At 68.6% G+C, this 21,238-nt stretch carries 21 protein-coding genes; 11 read left to right on the forward strand and 10 right to left on the reverse strand.

Features of this window, described 5'->3' with window-relative positions; genetic code table 11:
* Positions 1-18 precede the first annotated feature (18 nt).
* Positions 19-912, reverse strand: coding sequence for a LysR family transcriptional regulator (locus tag NJ1_RS21400; RefSeq protein ID WP_084478598.1), 894 nt, complete (start codon positions 910-912; stop codon positions 19-21).
* A gap of 480 nt (positions 913-1,392) precedes the next feature.
* Here NJ1_RS21400 and NJ1_RS21405 point away from each other — a divergent pair, with 480 nt between their 5' ends.
* Positions 1,393-2,607 carry an MFS transporter gene (locus NJ1_RS21405; protein WP_067697283.1) on the forward strand — a complete coding sequence of 405 codons (1,215 nt, stop codon included), beginning with the start codon at positions 1,393-1,395 and terminating at the stop codon, positions 2,605-2,607.
* A gap of 290 nt (positions 2,608-2,897) precedes the next feature.
* Here the strand turns inward: NJ1_RS21405 and NJ1_RS21410 are convergent, their stop codons facing one another.
* From NJ1_RS21410 to NJ1_RS21435, 6 genes are all read right to left on the reverse strand, one after another.
* Entirely contained in the window at positions 2,898-3,638 is a 741-nt protein-coding gene (locus tag NJ1_RS21410; RefSeq protein ID WP_067697227.1) for a 16S rRNA (uracil(1498)-N(3))-methyltransferase, read from the reverse strand.
* Between the two features lie 4 nt (positions 3,639-3,642).
* Positions 3,643-4,794, reverse strand: coding sequence for a molecular chaperone DnaJ (gene dnaJ / locus NJ1_RS21415; RefSeq protein ID WP_067697230.1), 1,152 nt, complete (start codon positions 4,792-4,794; stop codon positions 3,643-3,645).
* Positions 4,795-4,830: 36 nt separating this feature from the next.
* Positions 4,831-5,871, reverse strand: a complete 1,041-nt coding sequence (gene hrcA, locus NJ1_RS21420; protein WP_067697232.1) for a heat-inducible transcriptional repressor HrcA — start codon at positions 5,869-5,871, stop codon at positions 4,831-4,833.
* A 202-nt stretch (positions 5,872-6,073) separates the two neighbouring features.
* Positions 6,074-7,213, reverse strand: coding sequence for an epoxide hydrolase family protein (locus NJ1_RS21425; protein ID WP_067697234.1), 1,140 nt, complete (start codon positions 7,211-7,213; stop codon positions 6,074-6,076).
* A gap of 165 nt (positions 7,214-7,378) precedes the next feature.
* A complete protein-coding gene (gene hemW, locus NJ1_RS21430; RefSeq protein WP_067697236.1) occupies positions 7,379-8,584 on the reverse strand; it encodes a radical SAM family heme chaperone HemW in 1,206 nt (401 codons plus the stop codon).
* Between the two features lie 57 nt (positions 8,585-8,641).
* Positions 8,642-9,376, reverse strand: a complete 735-nt coding sequence (locus tag NJ1_RS21435) for an SRPBCC domain-containing protein (RefSeq protein WP_067697238.1) — start codon at positions 9,374-9,376, stop codon at positions 8,642-8,644.
* A gap of 165 nt (positions 9,377-9,541) precedes the next feature.
* Here NJ1_RS21435 and NJ1_RS21440 point away from each other — a divergent pair, with 165 nt between their 5' ends.
* The gene (locus NJ1_RS21440) at positions 9,542-10,423 is read left to right on the forward strand and encodes an immunity 49 family protein (RefSeq protein WP_067697240.1); all 882 of its coding nucleotides are present in this window, start codon (positions 9,542-9,544) and stop codon (positions 10,421-10,423) included.
* A 42-nt stretch (positions 10,424-10,465) separates the two neighbouring features.
* On the opposite strand, the gene NJ1_RS21445 is transcribed toward NJ1_RS21440, so the two are convergent.
* Positions 10,466-10,873: an SgcJ/EcaC family oxidoreductase gene (locus NJ1_RS21445; protein ID WP_067697242.1), complete on the reverse strand. Its 408-nt coding sequence runs from the start codon at positions 10,871-10,873 to the stop codon at positions 10,466-10,468.
* 174 nt (positions 10,874-11,047) lie between these two features.
* On the opposite strand from NJ1_RS21445, the gene NJ1_RS41040 reads away from it, so the two are divergent.
* The 7 genes from NJ1_RS41040 to NJ1_RS21475 all read left to right on the forward strand — a co-directional run bounded on the left by NJ1_RS41040 (position 11,048) and on the right by NJ1_RS21475 (position 17,957).
* On the forward strand, positions 11,048-11,140 hold the full coding sequence (locus tag NJ1_RS41040; protein ID WP_369690862.1) for an Ms4527A family Cys-rich leader peptide: 93 nt from the start codon (positions 11,048-11,050) through the stop codon (positions 11,138-11,140).
* A 121-nt stretch (positions 11,141-11,261) separates the two neighbouring features.
* Entirely contained in the window at positions 11,262-13,052 is a 1,791-nt protein-coding gene (locus NJ1_RS21450) for a nitrite/sulfite reductase (protein WP_067697244.1), read from the forward strand.
* A 13-nt stretch (positions 13,053-13,065) separates the two neighbouring features.
* A complete protein-coding gene (locus tag NJ1_RS21455; RefSeq protein WP_067697246.1) occupies positions 13,066-13,776 on the forward strand; it encodes a phosphoadenylyl-sulfate reductase in 711 nt (236 codons plus the stop codon).
* Positions 13,773-14,714 (forward strand): sulfate adenylyltransferase subunit CysD, encoded by a 942-nt coding sequence (gene cysD / locus NJ1_RS21460; protein WP_067697248.1) that lies wholly within the window; start codon positions 13,773-13,775, stop codon positions 14,712-14,714. The genes NJ1_RS21455 and cysD overlap by 4 nt, the downstream gene beginning before the upstream one ends.
* The gene (locus tag NJ1_RS21465) at positions 14,714-16,000 is read left to right on the forward strand and encodes a sulfate adenylyltransferase subunit 1 (protein ID WP_067697250.1); all 1,287 of its coding nucleotides are present in this window, start codon (positions 14,714-14,716) and stop codon (positions 15,998-16,000) included. The genes cysD and NJ1_RS21465 overlap by 1 nt, the downstream gene beginning before the upstream one ends.
* Before the next feature lies 1 nt (position 16,001).
* A complete protein-coding gene (locus NJ1_RS21470) occupies positions 16,002-16,943 on the forward strand; it encodes a sirohydrochlorin chelatase (RefSeq protein WP_084478597.1) in 942 nt (313 codons plus the stop codon).
* Between the two features lie 252 nt (positions 16,944-17,195).
* Positions 17,196-17,957, forward strand: coding sequence for an SDR family NAD(P)-dependent oxidoreductase (locus NJ1_RS21475; protein ID WP_067697253.1), 762 nt, complete (start codon positions 17,196-17,198; stop codon positions 17,955-17,957).
* A gap of 56 nt (positions 17,958-18,013) precedes the next feature.
* Here NJ1_RS21475 and NJ1_RS21480 read toward each other — a convergent pair whose 3' ends face one another.
* A complete protein-coding gene (locus NJ1_RS21480) occupies positions 18,014-19,207 on the reverse strand; it encodes an FAD-dependent monooxygenase (RefSeq protein ID WP_067697255.1) in 1,194 nt (397 codons plus the stop codon).
* A gap of 259 nt (positions 19,208-19,466) precedes the next feature.
* Between NJ1_RS21480 and NJ1_RS21485 the strand changes: the two genes are divergently transcribed.
* Together NJ1_RS21485 and NJ1_RS21490 are read left to right on the forward strand one after the other, a co-directional pair.
* Positions 19,467-20,207, forward strand: coding sequence for an SDR family oxidoreductase (locus NJ1_RS21485; protein WP_067697256.1), 741 nt, complete (start codon positions 19,467-19,469; stop codon positions 20,205-20,207).
* 66 nt (positions 20,208-20,273) lie between these two features.
* Positions 20,274-20,681, forward strand: a complete 408-nt coding sequence (locus NJ1_RS21490; RefSeq protein WP_067697257.1) for a hypothetical protein — start codon at positions 20,274-20,276, stop codon at positions 20,679-20,681.
* Between the two features lie 57 nt (positions 20,682-20,738).
* Here NJ1_RS21490 and NJ1_RS21495 read toward each other — a convergent pair whose 3' ends face one another.
* Complete coding sequence (locus NJ1_RS21495) at positions 20,739-21,173, reverse strand: YdeI/OmpD-associated family protein (protein ID WP_067697287.1); 435 nt, start codon at positions 21,171-21,173, stop codon at positions 20,739-20,741.
* Between the last annotated feature and the right edge of the window lie 65 nt (positions 21,174-21,238).

Genomic DNA, 21,238 nt, shown 5'->3' on the forward strand with positions numbered 1-21,238 from the left:
TACTTGCCGATCGCACGCTCAGGGGGCTGATTGCGACCGCGCCAGGACGAACTCGCGGAAGCGGCGAACGGCCTCCGACGGTACCGCCGAGGCGGACCAGATGAGTCCGACGGCCCTGCTCGCGCCCGGATCTGTCAGCGGAATCAATACCGGGGCGGGCAGCGGTCCTCGCACGGGAGGTTCCTCGAGCGGAAGTATCGAGACCCCCAGGCCCGCCGCCACCAGACCCGACACCGTCACCAGATCGCTGGACTCGAAGGTGATGCGCGGGCGGAAATCGGCTGCGGCACAGAGGTCGTCGAGGATACGGCGCATACCGAAACCGAGGTGCATGGTGATGAAGTCGGCGTCGGCGGCCTCGGCCAGGCGGACCTGGCGGCGTGCGGCCAGCCGATGATCGGCCGGGACCGCGAGCGCCAGCAGCTGATGTTGCAGAGTGCGCCAGCCCAGGCCGGGAACCCCGGGCCTCGGAGACACCAGGCCCAGGTCGGCGGTGCCGTCCAGCACGCGCTCGGTCACCGATTCGACCGCGTCCTGGTTGAGGGTGAAGGTGATCCGGGCCGAGCCCCGGCGAAAACCAGAGATCAACTCTGGAACCAGCCGCGCCCCGAACGAGTGCAGGAACGAGAGCCGCACGACGCCCTGCGCGGGATTGGCCAGATCCGCCAGTTCCCGGGCGGCGGCATCGAGCTCGGCCTGCGCGCGACGCGCGTGCTCGTAGTAGACCCGCCCGAAATCGTTGAGAGCCAACCGTTTCCCGTGCCGGTCGAACAATCGCACCCCGAGCTGCCGCTCCAGCCGGGCCAGCATCCGCGACAGGGTCGGCTGGGTCAGGTGCAACCGTTCGGCCGCGGCCCCCACCCGCTCCAACTCCGCGAGCATCGTGAACCAGTGCAAGTCGTCACTCGCCACCATCGGCCTCCCCTACCTGACCACCGCTAATGCGCCTGCGGAATAAGCATCCCGTTCATTATGCATTTCCTTTCGGAAGGATCATGAGCACATTCTGAGCCGGTGACCGAGACTCCCGCCGACTCCGCGACCGCCACCCGTACCGAGTTCGGCGGTGACATCGCCCGTGACCGGCAGGATCGGGGGGTCGGCCCCATCCCCGCACGCCAACCGGTAGGCGCCGGACACGCACTCGCCGCCACACATACACCGGCCGCCAACGGACGCAGGGCTGCCGTCGCGGATGCGGCAGCCACCGCACCCATCGCCATTGCCACGGGAGACACGGCCGCCGCGCGCACAGCGGCCGCCCCGGGACACGCGATCGTCACCGCGCACACAACGAGCACCGACGGACGCACTGCCGCCGCACACACCACCGGACACACCGCCGCCGCACGCACAGCGGCTTCCGCGGCCCGCGCAGGACGTCGACACGAGATTCGGCGACACGGCGATTCCGCCGCGGCGCAGGGCAATCGGTCCGGCCATGAGCGGCGGATCAGGATCGCGTTGTTCGCGGCGGGGCTCACCACCTTCACGTCGATGTACAGCGCTCAGGCGCTGCTGCCGAGTTTGTCGACAGCGTTCGGGGCGACGCCCGCCCATGCGGCACTGGCTGTTTCACTGACCACCGGCCTGCTGGCGCTGGCGATCGTGCCCGTGAGCGTGCTCTCGGGACGATTCGGGCGTACCAGGGTCATGTTCACCTCGGCGGTGACCGCGGCCGTGATCGGACTGCTGCTGCCGTTCAGCCCCACCCTCGACGTGCTGCTGCTCGGTCGCGCGGTGCAGGGGATCGCGCTGGCGGGCGTACCGGCCGTGGCCATGGCGTATCTGGCCGAGGAGATCGGTGCGGCGAATCTGGGCGCGGCGATGGGCGTCTATGTGTCGGGCACCAGCATCGGAGGTCTTGCGGGACGGCTGCTTCCGGCCTTCACCCTCGAGCTGGGCTCGTGGCGCTGGGGCGAGGCCGTGGTCGCGACCGCCGCCGCGCTCTGCACCGTCTGGTTCGTGCGCGCCCTTCCGCCGTCCAGACGATTCACCCCCGTTCCGGTCGACATCCGCTCGGTCGCGGCCGATCTGGCGGGTCATCTCCGCAACCGCACCCTGCTCCCCCTCTTCGCCCTGGCCTTCGTCCTGATGGGCGGCTTCGTCTCGGTCTACAACTTCCTGGGGTACCGCCTGATCGCCTCGCCCTTCGGATTGTCCGCCGCCGCAGCCGGTTCGGTCTTCGTCCTGTATCTGGCGGGCACCGCGTCCTCGACGATCGCGGGCCGCCTGGCCGACCGCCTCGGACGCCCCCGCATCCTCACCGTCGCCATTCTCACCATGGCTCTCGGCCTGGCCTGCACCCTCCCGGACCGCCTGCCCACCCTGCTGTTCGGCGTCTTCCTCTGGACCGCAGGCTTTTTCGCCGCTCATTCCGTAGCCAGCTCCTGGGTCGGCGCGGCCGCCACCGGGAACCGAGCCGCCGCCTCGTCCCTCTACCTGTTCGCCTACTACCTCGGCAGCTCGGTCATCGGCGCGGCGGCGGGCCTGGCCTACACCGCACACGGCTGGGCCGGTCTCAGCGTCTACGTCGCCGCCCTCATACTGCTGGCAGCGACCTTGACCGCCCGCCTACGACACACATCGCCCAGGACCCGACCGTAGAGATGTTTGTTCGCGTAGGCCGGTGATCGGGACCGCCGGGTCCGTCGACGACCGGGCGGTGCGCGTGGGGCAGGGCGTCGTGGTACTCGAGGGCAGGCAGTCGGTGCTACTACCACTCGGCGCTGCCGGATGCATCGAACCGCGCTGCAGCCGACTCGGCAGCGGCCTCGACGCTCGCGCACCCTCGCGCCGCTCTGGTACACCATCACAGACCAGCCCTGAACCACGCCACCAGGACTCGGGGCGCCGCGGTGCTTGCTCGGCCGCGGGGCTTGCTCGGCGCGGCATGCTCACCAGCGGGAGGTCAATGCTCCCAGCGCGCCGAGGGCCACCGCCGCGGCGGTGGAGGTACGCAGGACGGTGGGGCCGAGCAGGACTATGTCGGCGCCGGCCGCGGCGAGGGCCGTGAGTTCCGAATCGTCCAGGCCGCCTTCGGGTCCGACGATGAGGATCACCTCGGGGGCCTGGGCCAGCGGGAGTTCGGTGAAGCGCGAGGCGCCGGATTCGTGCAGCGCCGCGATGACCGCACCGCCGGCCTTGGCGGTGTCGATCAGCGTCAGCACCTCGCGGGTGGAGTGCAGATCGGAGACGTCCGGAATGTAGGGGCGCCGGGATTGGCGCGCGGCCTGGCGGGCGGCGGCCGTCCACTTCTCGACGCCCTTGCGGGCCTTGCCTTCCCAGTTGGCGACGCAGCGCGCGGCCTGCCAGGGCACGATCGCGTCCGCGCCGGCCTCGGTCATGAGCTCGACCGCGAGTTCGGAGCGGTCGGACTTGGGCAGCGCCTGCACCACGGTGACCTGCGGGGTCACCGGTTCGGCGATCCGGCGGGAGAGGACCTTCAGCTCCAGCCGGTCCTTCTGGGCCCCAATCACTTCCGAGTCGGCGAGCACACCGTGTCCGTCGGACAGGGTGATGGGTTCTCCCACCCGGATGCGACGCACCGTCGCGGCATGGCGGCCCTCGGGGCCGTCCAGGACCGCGGTCGCACCCGGTTCGGGAATCTCGTCGAGGTAGAAGACGGTGGCGGCCAACGGATCAGCGACCGCTGAACGACGCGCGCAGACGAGCGAACAGGCCGCTGTTGTGCTCGGACTGGGCCGAGAGAACTTCGGTGCGTTCGGTGCCGCGCATTTCCTTGTACTTGCGCAGCAGGTCCGTCTGCTTGGAGTCGAGCTTCGTCGGGATCACGATGTCCAGGTGCGCGATGAGGTCACCACGCGAGTTGGCGCGCAACTTCGGCATGCCGTGCCCGCGCAGCACCGAGACCTCGCCGGGCTGGGTGCCCGCGGGGATGGTGAGTTCGACCGGCCCGTCCAGGATGGTGTCCACGACGACGGTGGTGCCGAGGGCGGCGTCCACGATCGGCACCCGGATGGTGCAGTGCAGGTCGTCGCCGTCGCGCACGTAGGTGTCGTGCGGCTGCTCCACGATCTCGACGTACAGATCACCGGCGGGACCGCCGCCGGGGCCGACCTCGCCCTGAGCCGCGAGCCGCACCCGCATGCCGCTGGCCACACCGGCCGGAATCGGCGCGGCGATCTCGCGACGCGAGCGCACTCGTCCGTCGCCGCCGCACTTGCGGCAGGGATCGGGGATGGTCTCGCCCGCGCCACGGCAGGTGGGGCAGGGCCGCGAGGTCATGACCTGGCCCAGGAAGGAACGCTGGATGGTCTGCACTTCGCCTGCACCGCCACAGGTTTCGCAGCGCACCGGCTTGGAGTTGCCGTTGGTGCCCGAGCCCGTGCACAGGTCGCAGATGATCGCGGTGTCGACGGTCAGATGCTTGGTGACGCCGACCGCGCACTCCTGCAGCGAGAGTCGGGTTCGCAGCAGCGAATCCGCGCCGGGCTGCACCCGACCGCGCGGCTTGCGCGCGCCGCCGGAGGAGTTCATACCGCCGAAGAAGGCCTCGAACACGTCGCCGAGTCCGCCGAAGCCGGCTCCGGAGAAGCCTTGGCCACCACCGCCGGATTCGAGCGGGTCACCGCCGAGGTCGACGACGCGACGCTTCTCGGGGTCCGACAGGACCTCGTACGCCGCGGACACCTCGCGGAACTTCTCCTGCGCCTCCGTTTCCGGGTTGACGTCGGGATGAAGTTCGCGTGCCAGCTTGCGATAGGCGCGCTTGATCTCCTGGTCGGTCGCGTTCTGTGCGACGCCGAGCAGTCCGTAATAGTCCCGTGCCACTTGCGCTCTCTAGTCCTGTTTCGTCTCGCCGCTTGCTCACCGTTCGGCGAGCACCTCACCGATGTATCGGGCCACCGCGGCCACCGAGGCAATGGTGCCCGGGTAGTCCATGCGGGTCGGCCCAAGCACCCCCATACCTCCCAGCACCGTACCGGGCATGCCGTAACCGGTGGACACCACGGCCGTCCCACGCATCTGTTCGACCTTGGTTTCCTCCCCGATCTGCACGGTCACGGTACCCGGATACTGGGCCGCGGCCAGCAGCTTGAGCACGATGACCTGCTCTTCCAGCGCTTCGAGGACATTGCGGAGCGAACCGGGAAAACCGTTGCCCGCGAAATCGCCCGCATTGCGGGTGAGGTTGGCGGTGCCGCCGAGCACCAATCGCTCCTCCGGGTGTTCGACGAGCGTCTCCACGAGAGTGGTCGAGACCCGCACGAGCACGTCCCGTAGTCGCGCGGGCGAATGTTCGGGCAGTTCCGCGACCGCCGCGGAGGCGATGGCCAGGCGCTTGCCGTCCATGGCCTTGCCGAGCATGGCGCGCAGTGCGGTCAGATCCTCTTCCTTGATCACATTGCCCAGATCCACCAGCCGCTGTTCCACGCGCCCGGTGTCGGTGATCACGACCAGCAGCAGTCGCGCGGGATTGAGCGCCACCACCTCGATGTGCCGCACGGTCGAGGCCGACACGGTCGGGTACTGCACCATGGCGACCTGCCGGGTCAGCTGAGCGAGCAGGCGCACGCCGCGGCGCAGCACGTCGTCGAGATCGACGCCGCTCTCCAGGAAGTCGGTGATGGCCCGGCGCTCGGCGTTGGAGAGCGGTTTCACCTCGGAGATGTGATCGACGAACTGCCGGTACCCCTTGTCGGTGGGGATACGTCCCGAGCTGGTGTGCGGCTGGGCGATGTAGCCCTCCGCCTCGAGCACCGCCATATCGTTGCGGACGGTCGCGCTCGAGACGCCCAGATTGTGGCGTTCCACCAGCGTCTTGGAGCCGATCGGCTCCTTGGTCGAAATGTAGTCCGCGACGATCGCCCGCAGGACTTCCAGCCGTCGCTGCTCGGTGCTCGACATCCCCACCTCCTCGCTTCGCCTTCGGATCGCGTGCGCATCACCGAATGTCCGGCTGCTCGCACAGCCGCATCGGCATGACTTACCACGCTGATTCCCGGGATATCCGAAATCCAGTTTAGTGGCCCGCCCGGACATTGCCCGCGCGACTGCCTGCGAACCTGAGCCGACCCGGCTCAGCGCGAGGCGGGCAGTCGCTCGGCGGTCACGCCAGGCCCGTGAAGAAGGACCGAATGTCCGCGACCAACAGTTCCGGGGACTGCATGGCGGCGAAATGCCCGCCGGAGTCGAAGTCGGTCCAGCGCACGATCGTGTTGAGCTGTTCGGCGAAGCGGCGGATGGCCGGATCGCCCGCGAAATTCGCTACCGCCGTCGGGGTTCGGGAGAAGGTCGGTCGAATTCCGGAATGCAGTGTCTCGTAGTACATCTGGGCGGAGGAACCGCCGGTGTTGGTGAACCAGTAGACGGCGATGTTGGCGAGCATCTGATCCCGGTCGACCCGCTCCTCGAGTGTGCCGGTGAGCCCGCTCCACGCGTGGAACTTCTCCACGATCCACGCCAGCTGTCCGGCAGGGGAATCGGCGAGTCCGAAGCCGAGCGTGTGCGGGCGGGTGCCCTGGATGCGGAAATAACCGCTGCCGTCGGCGAGGAATCCGGCCAGGATCGCGAGGCGCTGCTGCTCGGCCTCGGTGAGAGTGGCCACGACGTCCTCGGGGACCGGGCCGTAGGGGATGAAACCGCCGGTAGCCGCGTTCACGTGCACGCCGATCACCCGGTCCGGGTCGATGCGTCCCACGTCCGGCCCGATATACGCACCGTAATCGCCGCCCTGCACCCCGTAGCGGGGATAGCCCAGGCGGTGCATGAGTTCGGCGTACGCGCGCGCGGTGCGGATGCTGTCCCAGCCCGAATCCGGTGCCGGACCGGAGAATCCGAAGTTGGGGTGGGACGGGATGATCAGGTGGAAGGCGGGACCGCCGTCCTCCGGATCGGTGAGCGGTTCGATGACCTCGAGGAATTCCACCACCGATCCCGGCCAGCCGTGCAACAGCAGCAGTGGGGTGGACTCGGCGCGGGATCTGATGTGCAGGAAGTGAATCCGCGCACCGTCGATGACCGTCGTGTACTGCGGATAGGCATTGAGCCGCTTCTCCCAGCGCCGCCAGTCGAATCGTTCCGCCCAATACGTCGCCAGTTCCCGCAGCTGGTCCACCGGCGCGCCGCGACTCCATCCCACGCCCGAAATCTGTTCCGGCCAGCGGGTCTCGTCGAGGCGGCGGCGCAGATCCCGCAGTTGCGAGGCGGGGACCTCGATGGTGAAGGGAACTATGTCATCGTCGAACATGACGACTTCCTCGCCAACGCTGGGGGTGGGTGTCGTACCGAGCGTAGCTACCCGGTGCGGCGGATGGGGGCGATCGGTTCGTCGGCCTGTAGCTCCGCCGGGCGGCGAAATCCGGCGGAAAACCGTCGATTCCGTGCCGTTCGTGGAGCAGGAGGCCGGATTCGCCTAGGTGAGCAGTGTCCGCACGACCCCATCCGCCAGCAACCGTCCCCGATCGGTGAGATGCAGCCGACCCTGGATCCGTTCGGCCAACCCGTCGGCGATGACGCCTTCCGCCGCGGCACGACCCGACGCGTCCAGCTCCTGCACGAGCAGCCCCGTCCGCAGCCGCACCTTGAGCATCACACGCTCGGTGTACTGCTCCTGCTCGGTGAGCGTCTCCCATCCGGCCGCGGGCAATCCGCCGAGCGCGACCCGATCCGCGTACCGCGCAGGGTGTTTCACGTTCCACCAGCGCACCCCACCCACATGGCTGTGCGCGCCGGGGCCGGCTCCGAGCCAGTCCCCTCCGTCCCAGTATCCGAGGTTGTGGCGGCACCGCGCGTCCTCGTCGGCGGCCCAGTTCGAGACCTCGTACCAGCGCAGGCCCGCCGCCTCGAGCCGGGAGTCGATGCGCTCGTATCGCGCGGCGAGCACATCGTCGTCGGGCGCGGGCAGTTCACCGCGGCGTACCCGGCGCGCCAGCGCCGTCCCGTCCTCGACGATCAGTGAATACGCCGACACATGATCGACTCCCGCCGCGAGCACCGCGTCCAGGCTGGCGTCGAGGTCCGCGTCCCGCTCCCCCGGCGTCCCGTAGATCAGGTCCAGATTGACGTGCCCGAATCCGGCGGCTCGCGCCTCCCGCGCCGCCGCGACCGCCCGCCCCGGCGTGTGCGTGCGATCGAGCACCTTCAGCACGTGCGGCGCCGCGGACTGCATTCCCAGCGACACCCGGGTGAATCCACCCTCGAGCAGCCGCTCGAAGAACGCGGGTGAGGTCGACTCCGGATTCGATTCGGTGGTCACCTCGGCTCCGGGAGCCAGCGTGAAGTTGTCGCGAATCGCGGTGAGCACGTCCGCGAGCCCGTCACCGCCCAGCAGCGACGGCGTCCCGCCCCCGACGAACACCGTGTGTACCGGCGGCACCGCGCTCGGAAACTCCTCGAATCGCGCAGCGGCCGTGGCCAATTCCCCCCGCAGCGCCTCGAACCAGGACTGCGGCGACGCCGAGGTCCCCAACTCCCCCGCCGTATAGGTGTTGAAATCGCAGTATCCGCACCGAGTCGCGCAGAACGGCACGTGAATGTAGATCCCGAACGGCCCGCCACCGAAATCGCGCAGCACCAGCTCAGGCTGATCCACGGTGGCCGGATCGGCGATCTTCGTCATCCCCCCAGTGTGACGAGTCGCCCCCATCACACCCCACCCACCCTGGCCCGACAGGGTTCAGACGGACACCGCGCCCGCGTGGATCGCCCGGGCGCGGTCGGCGAGGGCTCGGGTTTCCGCGGTCAAGTCACGGGCGAGGGAGGCGCCGTACAGCGTGTGGGCGAGGAAGGAGAGTGGCCCGGTGAGCGCGAGGCGGACGATCAGGCGGGTGCCCTCGCCCTCGGGGAGCAGGATGCGCAGGCGGTTGCCGCCGGCGAGCAGGGTGATCAATCCCCTGTCGCGCCAAGCGAATCGGTGATCGGGCAGGGCGACGGTGACCTCGTGGGCGACCCGCTCGAGCTTGCCGCCGAGCCGGACCTCGGCCGAGACCTCGGAGCCCGGACTCGGCGAACCGGTGACCGAGGTCAGCCATGGATTCCACTCCGGGTAGCGGGCGAAATCGGTCAGGACGGCGTACGCCACGGACGGCGGCGCGTCGATGAGCGCCTCGGCGTGATAGCGGGGAGCCAGGCGTTCGAGCCGGGCGACCACACTCGCGAAAAGCACAGGCAGGATTCGATTTCGAGCGGTTCGGGCGTCGCCGGTGCGCCGGGCCACGTCGCGTTCGAGCCGATGGATCAGCGTGTGGATACGCGGGTCGTCGTGCGCGAACCAGTGCAGATCGGCGAGCCGCGCCCGCGCTCGCGGGTATTCCCCGGCATCCACGGCGTCCTGGCAGCGGTCGAACTCCCGCTGGTTCGCCTCGGCGAATCGTGCCGCGGTCGACTCCCGATCGGTTCGATCAGCGGACATGGATCCTCCTCGAAAGCAGTTACAGAATGTAACGACTTGTCCGTCGCCGACAGTAGCGAGTTCGCTCCGCCGCGACAAGCCCGGATATTCCAGGCATGCGGACCGGAGCCGAATCCGGCAACATTCCCAGCGAGTTCATTCGGGGAGCGACAACGGGGGCAGGCCATGTGGGATGACGACGATCGGGTGGTCGAGACCGTTCCCCGGCACGACATGGACGCGTTCGCGATCGAGGCGGTGGAGGCGGGATCGGTGGCCCCGACCGTCTATCGGATCCCGATGCCCCCGGTGCGAGCCGACGGCCCCAACTTCGCCCGGTCCTTCGGCGGGGAACTGCTGGCACGAGCGCTCATCTGGGATGCGCACGCGGTCAATCCGCAGTCGTGGTTCTACGCGGAGATGGCGTCCCGCACCGTGACCGATCGCTTCCGCGCCGCCGGCATCGAATCCGGCTTCGACCGGCACGACCGCGTCGCGGGCTGGCGAGCCGCGTTCTGGTGGGCCGTCATCGCCCGGGACGAGGACGCCCTGCGCGAACTGGCGTCCTATCCGATCGAACGCCTCCGCGAATACGGCGGCACAGCCTTCGACGAGTGCCATTACGAATGGGCCCGGATCCTGCAGGACGCGTGGCGCTACGGCCCGGACGCGGTGACCGAGCAGGCGTGGGGCATCGACACGACCAGCCGGCTGGGCGCACAATCCCCGGTGAGCCAGTTGCTGCGGCCGTCGATCGAGGTGTTCGCCCGATTGGCCGCGCGCGATCAGAACGGGTTCTCCTGGGAACTGGCGAACGGGCTGCGCGCCCATCGGACGTTCTTCGACACCGACACCTGGCGGCACGACCCGGAGGCGACGATGTCGCTGCCACTGCTCGGCCTGGCCTGCTGGGCTCACGACCTGGGCATGTCGATCGATGTCGAATCCGAGTATCTGCCTTTGGGATTCGTGTACCGGCCGGATTGGCTGCACTCCCCCGAGCTGGCGGAGGTGCAGCGCGTCACCGCGAACACCACCCCGCCGAGCCCGCCCGCGCACCACGATTGACCGAGGCGAGCGAACCCGGTCGGCGAACCGCCGCGAGCCCGATCAGTGATCCACGACAGGGGTGTTCTGGCAGAAGGTGAGCAACCAGCGTCCGCCCTCCTTGGTCATGCCGTAGAGCGGCGAACCCTCGGCCCGGAGGTCCCCGTCGTGGCCGAAGTACCGCTGCCGGACCTTCACCACGGCGACGTCGGGCCGAATGAAGCGGACGAAGAACGGTTCGTAGGTGGCGTACCCGTCCTCGGTCGCGCCGACGATCACCTTGCGGGTGAACTCCGAGATCTCGTCGAGCCCGTCGAGGAATCGACCGCCGCCGGTGGTCCAGATGGCGTCGGGATGGAAGAGCGCGAGGAAGGCGTCGGCGTCCTCGGCGCGCTGCGCCTTCGCCACCGCCGCGACGACGGCGTGAATGGCGTCGAGTTCGGCGCCGGTGTCGATGTCTGCTGTTGTCATGACACAATCGTGGAACCTCGACAGGCGTTCAGGTCAAGCGTCCAGAGATCAACTTCGCCCGATCTATGACACCTGTCACAAATGGGGTCTTCTATCCAGGGGATTTCCCTCGAAAGTCCGGAAAATATCGTCCGGCGGTCGGAACGACCCCGTTGACGTGGCACAATAAGCTCCATGACTGCACTCGGAGTACGACTCGTGGCACGCCGCCACGTCGACTTCAAGCGTGTCTGCAGCGCGAGCTGTCTGCCGGAAAGCCTCCGGTAGATCGGCCTCCCCCGTACCGGGTTCCGCGTCCTTTCTGACGCTGTACGAGCCGATTTCGCTGTTATCGGAGGCGTGAGTCAGCCCCTCCCGCCTGCCCGCAAGACCTTCAGGAGCGACCCCTATGACGTCGAGCACCGACGCCAATAGTTCCGAATCCGCCACTCCCGCAAAGCCTGTCCGGCCTGCCGTGGAACGTCGTGTGCGTTCGGACCGTCCGCGTTCGGAAGCGCCCGTCGCTCCGCGCGAACGCACCGGCAAGCCGGTACGCCGCAAGTCCGAGGGCCAGTGGGCGCTCGGCTACCGCGAGCCGCTCAACGCGAACGAGCAGAGCAAGAAGGACGACAACCCGCTCAACGTCCGCGCGCGCATCGAGAACATCTACTCCAAGCAGGGTTTCGCCTCGATCGACAAGAGCGATCTGCGTGGCCGCATGCGCTGGTGGGGTCTGTACACCCAGCGTGAGCAGGGCTACGACGGCACCTTCACCGGCGACGAGAACATCGACCTGCTCGAGGCCGAGTACTTCATGATGCGGGTGCGCTGCGACGCGGGCGCCCTGAACCTGAACCAGCTGCGAGTCCTGGGCGGCATCTCCACCGAGTTCGGCCGCGACACCGCGGACCTCTCGGACCGCGAGAACGTGCAGTACCACTGGATCCGGATCGAGGACGTGCCGGAGATCTGGCGGCGGCTCGAATCGGTCGGCCTGCACACCACCGAGGCGTGCGGCGACTGCCCGCGCGTGGTGCTCGGTTCCCCGCTCGCGGGCGAATCGTTCGGCGAGGTGCTCGACCCGACCCCGGCCATCGACGAGATCGTCAAGCGCTACATCGGCAAGAAGGAATACTCCAACCTGCCGCGCAAGTTCAAGACCGCCATCTCCGGTCAGCAGGACGTGGTGCACGAGATCAACGACGTCGCGTTCGTCGGCGTCGAGCATCCCGAGCACGGACCCGGCCTGGACCTGTGGGTCGGCGGCGGGCTCTCCACCAATCCGATGCTCGCCCAGCGACTCGGCGCATGGGTGCCGCTGGACGAGGTCCCGGACGTGTGGGAGGCCGTGGTCTCGCTGTACCGCGATTACGGCTACCGCCGCCTGCGCACCAAGGCCCGCATCAAGTTCCTGGTCAAGGACTGGGGCGTCGAGAAGTTCCGCGAGGTGCTCGAGACCGAGTACCTGAAGCGCAAGCTGATCGACGGACCCGCCCCGGCCAAGCCGGACCGCCCGATCGACCACATCGGCGTGCAGAAGCTGCGCAACGGCCTCAATGCCATCGGATTCTCCCCCATCGCCGGTCGCGTCTCGGGCACCATCCTGACCAAGGTCGCCGACGCCGTCGAGGCCGTCGGGTCGGACCGGATCCGTTTCACCCCGTACCAGAAGCTGATCGTGCTCGACGTGCCCGACGACAAGGTCGACTGGCTGATCGACGAGCTGCAGCCGCTCGGCCTGCACGGGCGTCCCACCCAGTGGCGGCGAAATCTGCTGGCGTGCAGCGGTATCGAGTTCTGCAAGCTCTCGTTCACCGAGACGCGCAAGCGCTCGCAGGTGCTCGCCCCCGAGCTGGACGAGCGGATGGCGGATATCGCCACCGATATAGACGTGCCCATCACCGTGAACATCAACGGTTGCCCGAACTCCTGCGGTCGCTCGCAGATCGCGGATATCGGCTTCAAGGGCATGCTCGTCGACGACGGCGAGGGGAATCAGATCGAGGGCTTCCAGGTTCATCTCGGAGGCAGTCTCGGGCTGGACAGCGGCTTCGGTCGCAAGCTGCGTCAGCACAAGGTGACCAGTGTCGAGCTCGGCGACTACATCGAGCGTGTGACTCGCAATTTCGTGAAGAGCCGCGATGAGGGCGAGCGGTTCGCGCAGTGGGCGGTCCGCGCCGACGAGGCAGACCTGCGGTAGTTGGGAGATAGCAATGACCACGACGAAACTCGCTGAAACCGACCTACGCGCGCTGGCCGAGAAGGGCGCCGCCGACTTGGGCCCGAACGCCACCGCGCAGGAACTGCTGCAGTGGACCGAGGACAACTTCGGGACCAACTACATCGTCGCCTCGAACATGCAGGACGCGGTGCTGGTGCAGCTGGCCGCGCAGGTGCACGCCGGGGTCGACGTGCTGTTCCTCGATACCGGCTACCACTTCGCCGAGACCATCGGCACGCGTGACGCGGTCGAGCTGGTGTACGGCGTGAACGTCGTGAACGTGCAGCCGGAAGCCAGTGTGGCCGAACAGGATCAGCTGCTGGGCAAGGATCTGTTCGCCCGTGACGCCGCCGAATGCTGCCGGCTGCGCAAGGTGGTTCCGCTGCAGAAGTCGCTCGCGGGCTACAACGCCTGGGTGACCGGCATCCGCCGCGTCGAATCGCCGACGCGCGCCAACGCTCCCCTCATCTCGTTCGACGAGGGCTTCGGCCTGGTGAAGATCAATCCGATCGCCGCCTGGTCCGACGAGGAGATGGCCGAGTACATCGAGGCCAATGGCATCCTCGTCAATCCCCTTGTGGAGGAGGGATATCCGTCCATCGGTTGCGCTCCGTGCACACGGAAGCCGGAACCGGGATCCGATCCGCGAAGCGGCCGCTGGGCCGGCCTCGCCAAGACCGAATGCGGGTTGCACGCATCATGACGACATTCGAAACCGGTGCCGAGCTCGATGCGCTCGCCTCACTCGACGAATTCGACACGCTCTCCGCGCTGGAGAGCGAATCGATCCACATCTTCCGCGAGGTGGCGGGCGAGTTCGAGCGGCCGGTGATCCTGTTCTCCGGCGGCAAGGACTCCACGGTGCTGCTGCACCTGGCGCTCAAGGCCTTCTGGCCCGCGCCGCTGCCGTTCACGCTGCTGCACGTGGACACCGGGCACAACCTCTCCGAGGTGCTCGAGTTCCGCGACAAGATCGTCGAAAAGTACGGTCTGCGACTGCATGTCGCCTCGGTCGAGGAGTACCTGGCCGACGGCCGCCTGACCGAGCGCCCGGACGGGATCCGCAATCCGCTGCAGACCGTGCCGCTGCTGGACTCCATCAACGACAACCGTTTCGACGCGGTCTTCGGTGGCGGTCGCCGCGACGAGGAGCGTTCGCGCGCCAAGGAGCGCATCTTCTCGTTGCGTGACGCGTTCGGCCGCTGGGATCCCAAGCGGCAGCGCCCCGAGCTGTGGAACCTGTACAACGGCAAGCACGCTCCGGGCGAGCACGTGCGGGTGTTCCCGATCTCCAACTGGACCGAGCTGGATATCTGGCGCTACATCGCCCGCGAGGACATCGAGCTGGCGAGCATCTACTACTCCCACCAGCGCCCGGTGTACCAGCGTGACGGCATGTGGATGACGCCCGGTTCCTGGGGCGGTCCCGCCGATGGCGAAGAACTGCTGACCAAGTCGGTGCGCTACCGCACCGTCGGCGACGGATCCACCACCGGCGCAATCCTTTCCGACGCGGCCGACAACGAGGCGATTCTCGCCGAGGTGGCGGCGTCGCGACTGACCGAGCGTGGCGCGACCCGCGGAGACGACCGCGTCTCCGAGGCGGCCATGGAAGACCGTAAGCGAGAGGGCTACTTCTGATGTCCGACCTACTCCGACTAGCCACTGCCGGATCGGTCGACGACGGTAAGTCCACCCTGGTGGGACGCCTGCTGTACGACACGAAATCCGTTCTGGCGGACCAGATCGACGCGGTCACCCGCGCCTCGGTCGACAAGGGTCTGGCCACTCCGGATCTGTCGCTGCTGGTGGACGGCCTGCGCGCCGAGCGCGAGCAGGGCATCACGATCGACGTGGCGTACCGCTACTTCGCCACGCCGCAGCGGTCCTTCGTGCTCGCCGACACCCCGGGACACGTGCAGTACACCCGCAACACGGTGTCCGGTGCGTCCACCGCGCAGCTGGTGATCCTGCTGGTGGACGCGCGCAAGGGCGTCATCGAGCAGACCCGCCGCCACGCCGCGGTGATGGCGCTGCTCGGCGTGCCGAAGCTGGTGCTGGCCGTGAACAAGATCGACCTGGTCGATGATCCGGCCGGGGTGTTCGAGCGCATTCGCACCGAATTCGGGGAGCTGGCAACGAAACTCGGCTGGGCTGCCGAGGACGTCGTGGAGATTCCGGTGTCGGCGCTGCACGGTGACAATGTCGCCTCGCGCTCGGCGAACACGCCGTACTACACCGGCCCGTCGCTGATCGAGCACCTGGAGTCCGTGCCCGCGGACGCGGACGCGCGCCGTCACGAGGTCGGTCTGCGCTTCCCGGTGCAGTACGTGATCCGCCCCCGCACCGCCGAATACCCGGACTACCGCGGGTACGCGGGTCAGGTCGCGGCCGGTGTGGTCAAGAAGGGCGACGAGGTCGTGGTGCTGCCGTCTGGCACCCGCACCACCGTCGAGCGCATCGACACTCCGAACGGTGAACTGCTCTCCGCGCAGCCGGGCCGCAGCGTCACGCTGATCCTGGCCGATGATGTGGACGTCTCGCGCGGGGACACCATCACCGCCGCCGTGGACGCGCCCGAGCCGATCGACTCGTTCGACGCGACCCTGTGCTGGCTGGGCGACAAACCGCTCAAGCCTGGCGCGCGCCTGCTGCTCAAGCACGGCACCCGCACCACGCAGGCCATCGTCGGCGCGCTCATCGAGCGGTTCGACGAGCAGAACCTGGCGGCGGACCCCAACCCGGAGTCGCTGGCGCTCAACGACATCGGCCGGGTCTCGGTGCGCGTGGCCGACCCGATCGTGGCCGACGACTACAGCGTCAACCGGCACACCGGCAGCTTCCTGCTGATCGACCCGGCCGGCGGCAATACCCTGGCCGCGGGCCTGGTCGGCGACCCGCTGACCGCCGTCGAGGTCGGGGCCTGACATGCGATCACCCGGCACGGGAGCGGTTCCGGCCGCCCGGCCGGGTGGTCGGCGCGTCCCCGGTTTCACAGGCCACCGCCCGGTGCTGATCGCGGTGGCGCACGGCAGCCGGGATCCGCGTTCGGCGGCGACCATGTACAGCGTCGTCGAGCGGATCGCCGCGGCCCGTCCGGATCTGGATGTGCGGCTGGCGTTCCTGGACCTGAGCACACCCTCGGTGGATTTGGTCGTGGATGCGGTTGCCGCCGAGGGGCATTCGCACGCGATAGTGGTTCCGCTGCTGCTGGGCAGCGCATTCCACGCCCGCAGGGATCTACCCGGCCTGCTCGCGGCCGCCCGTCAGCGGCACCCGCGCCTGACGCTCACCCAGTCCGACGTCCTCGGCCCCGATCCACGCCTGCTGCTGGCGTTGCGTGATCGCGTGATCGAGCAGCTCACCGACGCGCCGGTCGATCGGCCGCGCATCGGCTCCGGTGCGCAAGCTTCCGCCCTGCGTCCCGAACCCGCCGAATACCCTGCCGGAGCGATGAATCGGCCTGCGGCCCTCGCAACTCGATCGGCGGGTTCGAACGACCCGCACGCACTGCCCGAGCGGATCGGCATCGCCGTCGCGGCCGTCGGTTCCTCCTCCGCCGCGGCGAACGAACAGACCGCCCGGATCGCCGACCGCCTGGGCACGCTCACCGGCCGGCCCACCGAAATCTGCTTCGCCACCACCGAACCGACGGTGACCGAGGCCATCGCCCGGTTGCACGCGCGCGGCGCGGACCGAATCCTGCTGGCCCCCTGGTTCCTGGCCCCCGGCCTCCTCACCGACCGGCTCCTCACCGCGGCCCCGGACGTCGTCCACGCCGACACCATCGGCGCGCACCCCCTGCTGGCCGAGGTGGTCCTGGCCCGCTATGCCGCGGCAGCAACCCTCCCCTTGGAGCTCTCGGCCTGAGGGGTCGGCGCGGTCGGCGCGGTTCCGTTCGGCGACAAGACATTCGGCCTCGACCCGTGGTGCGGCCTTCGCGGGTGCACCGCCGGACGAGCACGGGTCATGACGCGACGCGAACGTTCCGACCGGAGCACACCGCCCCCAATACATGACACGTCAATCTCGACGGCGATTTCCCGCCAGCCGCACCCTTCCGCACCGCGTTGAATATGACATGTCAACGAAAACACGTTCTCGCGTAAGGGGAAGTCGGCCATGGGATCTCGGTTCGATTCGAAGGTTGTTCTGATCACGGGCGCCACCTCGGGCATCGGTGAGGCGGTGGCGCGCAGGATCGCCGCGGAGGGCGGCGCGGTCGTGCTCGGAGCACGCGGCAAGGAGGCGGGCGACCGGCTGGCCGAGGAGATTCGCCAGGCGGGAGGGCGCGCGGTATTCGTGCCCACCGACGTCACGGTCGAGGCCGATGTGGAGCGCTTGACCGCGGTGGCCGTCACCGAATTCGGCCGCCTGGACGGGGCTTTCAACAATGCGGGCGCGGTCACCGCGTACGGCCCGGTGCACTCCCTCGATGCCGCGGCGTGGCGCACCGAACTCGCCCTCAACCTCGACTCGGTGTACTACGGCCTGCGCCATCAGGTTCCGGCACTGCTCGCGTGCGGAGGCGGCGCGATCCTCAACAACGCCTCCAACCTCGGCGTGGTCGGCATGGCGCAGGTGGCTCCCTACACCGCGGCCAAGCACGCCGTCGTCGGCCTGACCCGCGCCGTGGCCCTGGAAAACGCCGATCGGTCCATCCGGGTCAATGCCATCGCCTCCGGAGCGGTGGACACCCCGGCCTTCCGAAACTCCATGGGCGCCACCCCCGAAGGCGAGGCCGCCATCGCCGCCCTGCACCCCATCGGACGCATCTCGCGCCCCGAGGAGATCGCGGCCTTCTGCGCCTTCCTCCTCAGCGAGGAAGCCTCCTTCATCACCGGCGCGGCCCTGGCCGTCGACGGTGGCTTCACCGCCCGCTGACCCACCGCCTCGGACGTCGCCTCCGAATCACCCACGCAGGAGACGACGTTCGGGGGTCAGCCCTGGGCCCCGGAGTCGGGAACCCCGGCGTAGTCGGGCAGTTCGGCGCCGTTGATCGCGCGATCGATCAGGCCGGTGAACCATTCACCGGCGTAATCCGGTGGCTCGGAATCGGATCCGGGGATGAGCATGCTCGCGTGCATCCGGCCGATCTCCTGATTGGCCTCGACGAACGAACGCATGCGCTTCTCGTAGGCGGCGAACCCGGCCTCCGGATCCCAGTCCGCGGCGGCCAGTTCGCCGGCCAGGAGGTACGCGCCGACCAGCGCGAGCCCGGTGCCCTGACCGGACATCGGAGACGAGCTGAACGCCGCGTCCCCGAGCAGCCCGACGCGCCCGCTCGACCAGCGGTCCATCACCACCTGGGCGACCTGGTCGAGGTAGAAGTCCGGGGTGTCGTCCAGGTGCGTGAGGATCTGCGCGGCCGACCAGCCCATGCCGGTCATCCGCTCGCGCAGCAGGCGCTTCTGGGCCTCGACGTCGCGGTAGTCGACGTCGAGATCGGCGGCGGGGAAGGAGAACATGGCCATCGCCCGGGTGGCATCCGGGATGGGCCGCAGCCCCGCGGTGCGCCCGGTCTCGGGCTCCTGGAAGTCCATCAGCCAACGGCCCAGGCCGAATTCGTTGGGCACGGTGTAGAAGGCCAGCGCGAGCCCGAGGTGGCGGACGAACCGCTCGTGCGGCCCGAAGACCATCGCCCGCAGCGACGAGTGCAGCCCGTCGGCGCCGATCACCAGGTCGAAGCGTCGCCGCTCGCCGCCCTGCAGGACCACGTCGACCCCGTCGGCGTCCTGGGTGAGCTCGGCGATCCGATCACCGAAGATGTACTCGACGTCGTTCCGGGTGTCGTCGTAGAGCACCCGGGACAGGTCCCCGCGCAGAATCTCGATCTCCGAGATGTAGCCGTCGCCGCCGTCGTCCTCGGCACTGAAGGTCTCGAGCACCTTCCCGTCCGCGTCCACGGTGTACGCGCCGGCGGTCTCGGTGCGCGCCGCGCGCACCGCCGAGTCCAAACCCATCCGCCGGATGACCTCCTTGGTCACCCCGCGCGCATCCACCGCCTGCCCGCCGGGCCGCAACTCCGGAGCCCGCTCCACCACGGTCACCTCGGCGCCCCGCCGAGTCAGCCAGTGAGCCAGCGCGGGACCCGCGATGCTGGCCCCGGCTATCAACACTCTCGTACCGCTCATCGCATGACTCCCTATGTCTCGTCCCGCACCGAAGATCCCGGCCCGGGCACACCGCCGCCGGTGTATTCAGACGTATGGACGACGCCTCCACGGAAAATTCATCGGTGCGAACGAGATCCTGCCCGCGCACGGACACGGCCACCGACTGAACGCCCACTCGATACTTTCAATCACTGATTGAACTGTCGATTGAAACATGTTCTACTTCTGTCCGGTCCCGAAGCCACCGTGGGCATCTCGACCCGAAGGAGAACCGACTATGACCGGACGATTGACCGGACGCGTGGCCCTGATCAGCGGTGCGGCATCGGGCATGGGCGCATCCCATGCCCGGGCCTTCATCGAGGAGGGGGCATCGGTGATGATCGGCGATATCGCCGAGGACGCCGCCGCGCGCGTGGCCGCCGAACTCGGCACCCAGGCCGCCTCCGTCCGCCTGGACGTCACCCGGCTCGAGGAGTGGGAGGCGGCGGTCGCCGCGACCGTCGCGCGCTTCGGAGCCCTCAACGTGCTGGTCAACAATGCGGGCATCCTCGACGGCGGCCCGCTCGGCACGTACACCGAAAAGCAGTGGGACACCATTATTTCCATCAATCTCACCGGCCCGTTCCTCGGCATGACCGCCGCTCGCGACGCGCTCGTCGCCGCCCGTCCCGCATCGATCGTGAACATTTCCTCGGCCGCCGGCATCCAGGGCGTCCCCGGTGTCCACGGCTACACCGCCTCGAAGTTCGGCCTGCGCGGCCTCAGTAAATCCGCCGCCCTGGAACTGGCCCCACACGGCGTCCGGGTCAATTCCGTCCACCCCGGCGGCATCCTCACCCCCATGCTCGGCGCGCCACAGGACGCCATCGTCGACCGCGCCGCGAATCCCCTTGCCCGCCTCGGCTCACCCGCGGAGGTGACCCCGATGGTCGTCTTCCTCGCCAGTGAGGAATCGAGCTACTGCAACGGTGCGGAATTCGTCGTGGACGGCGGCATGACCGCGGGCCGCGCGTGACGCCCCTGAAATCGGGGGCATCGATTCAATTCTGAAATAGATTGATTTCGCATACTGTCTGCGGGCATGACCCTCGAAAACCGTTCGGTCCGAACCGGACTCGCCGCTCTGACGCTCGCCGCCGCCCTCACCGTCGCCGCTCCCGCCTACGCCGACATCCCCCTCGACTCGCCCACCACCTCGACCACGATCGCCGATTCGAACGCCGGAGGCGGCGGCTCGAGCCCCGAGACCGGAAGCGCCCACCGGGAAGACGGCACCACCGGAGGCGGCAGCGGTTCGAACAGCGGCAGCAGCACCGGATCCGGGGCGGGCAGTGCCGCGGTCGCACCCGCCATCCTGAAGGCCCTGGACTTCAAGCCCTGCCTGGACTTCGACAACCCCCACCAGAACTCCATCCTCGCCAGCACGGTCGCGTTGATCCTGAGCCTCGCCACCGGCATCTGGTACGTCTCCCCGGGCTGCCCCTCCTGACCGTTACACCCACCGCCCGACCGCGCGGCGACCTTCGCACCCGGCGCGGTCTCGCGTTCAACCCCGCAGGGTGGCGATGGCCTTCTCGATGCGCCGTTGGCGCGTGTCGGCCTTCTTCGCACTCTCGATGGCGTGCACGTGCTCACGCTTGCGGCTGTACGCGAGCTTGTCGTAGGCGGCGCGGGCGACGGGGTCCGCGTCCAAGGCTTGCGTGAAGTCCGCAGGCTCGACGACGACGCGCGGCTCGGTGTCGAGTTCCACCTCGACCTCGACCTCTTCACCGATCTCGACCTGCGCGGCCTCGCGGTTGGCGTGACTGAGGCCGATCAGATTGCGGCCGCGCATGAGGGCGATCCGGCTCTTCCAGGAATGCCCGTTGATCGTGATCGTCACCGGCGGCCGTGCGCCCTCGCCGAGCGCCGCCACCACCTCGGGCGGAACCTCCAGGCCCCGCATGGGCTCGGGTGGCTCGACGTGGGCCCTGAACTTCATGGTCTTCCTCCTGTTGTCGCCCGCCTCGTGGCGGAATTCGAATGTGCCCACCGTCGCTACACCCG

Origin of the sequence: Nocardia jejuensis NBRC 103114, from assembly GCF_001613145.1 — a bacterium.
Taxonomy (GTDB): domain Bacteria; phylum Actinomycetota; class Actinomycetes; order Mycobacteriales; family Mycobacteriaceae; genus Nocardia; species Nocardia jejuensis.

Bases quoted from the DNA above. Each gene is read 5' to 3' on its own strand.
- NJ1_RS21455 (WP_067697246.1), top strand. From the start codon at position 13,066: ATGACCACGACGAAACTCGCTGAAACCGACCTACGCGCGCTGGCCGAG.
- NJ1_RS21445 (WP_067697242.1), bottom strand. From the start codon at position 10,873: ATGACAACAGCAGACATCGACACCGGCGCCGAACTCGACGCCATTCAC.
- NJ1_RS21470 (WP_084478597.1), top strand. From the start codon at position 16,002: ATGCGATCACCCGGCACGGGAGCGGTTCCGGCCGCCCGGCCGGGTGGT.
- NJ1_RS21435 (WP_067697238.1), bottom strand. From the start codon at position 9,376: ATGTCCGCTGATCGAACCGATCGGGAGTCGACCGCGGCACGATTCGCC.
- NJ1_RS21495 (WP_067697287.1), bottom strand. From the start codon at position 21,173: ATGAAGTTCAGGGCCCACGTCGAGCCACCCGAGCCCATGCGGGGCCTG.
- hemW (WP_067697236.1), bottom strand. From the start codon at position 8,584: ATGACGAAGATCGCCGATCCGGCCACCGTGGATCAGCCTGAGCTGGTG.
- NJ1_RS21440 (WP_067697240.1), top strand. From the start codon at position 9,542: ATGTGGGATGACGACGATCGGGTGGTCGAGACCGTTCCCCGGCACGAC.
- NJ1_RS21485 (WP_067697256.1), top strand. From the start codon at position 19,467: ATGACCGGACGATTGACCGGACGCGTGGCCCTGATCAGCGGTGCGGCA.
- NJ1_RS21425 (WP_067697234.1), bottom strand. From the start codon at position 7,213: ATGTTCGACGATGACATAGTTCCCTTCACCATCGAGGTCCCCGCCTCG.
- NJ1_RS21450 (WP_067697244.1), top strand. From the start codon at position 11,262: ATGACGTCGAGCACCGACGCCAATAGTTCCGAATCCGCCACTCCCGCA.
- NJ1_RS21480 (WP_067697255.1), bottom strand. From the start codon at position 19,207: ATGAGCGGTACGAGAGTGTTGATAGCCGGGGCCAGCATCGCGGGTCCC.
- NJ1_RS21475 (WP_067697253.1), top strand. From the start codon at position 17,196: ATGGGATCTCGGTTCGATTCGAAGGTTGTTCTGATCACGGGCGCCACC.
- NJ1_RS21465 (WP_067697250.1), top strand. From the start codon at position 14,714: ATGTCCGACCTACTCCGACTAGCCACTGCCGGATCGGTCGACGACGGT.
- cysD (WP_067697248.1), top strand. From the start codon at position 13,773: ATGACGACATTCGAAACCGGTGCCGAGCTCGATGCGCTCGCCTCACTC.
- hrcA (WP_067697232.1), bottom strand. From the start codon at position 5,871: ATGTCGAGCACCGAGCAGCGACGGCTGGAAGTCCTGCGGGCGATCGTC.
- NJ1_RS41040 (WP_369690862.1), top strand. From the start codon at position 11,048: ATGACTGCACTCGGAGTACGACTCGTGGCACGCCGCCACGTCGACTTC.
- NJ1_RS21490 (WP_067697257.1), top strand. From the start codon at position 20,274: ATGACCCTCGAAAACCGTTCGGTCCGAACCGGACTCGCCGCTCTGACG.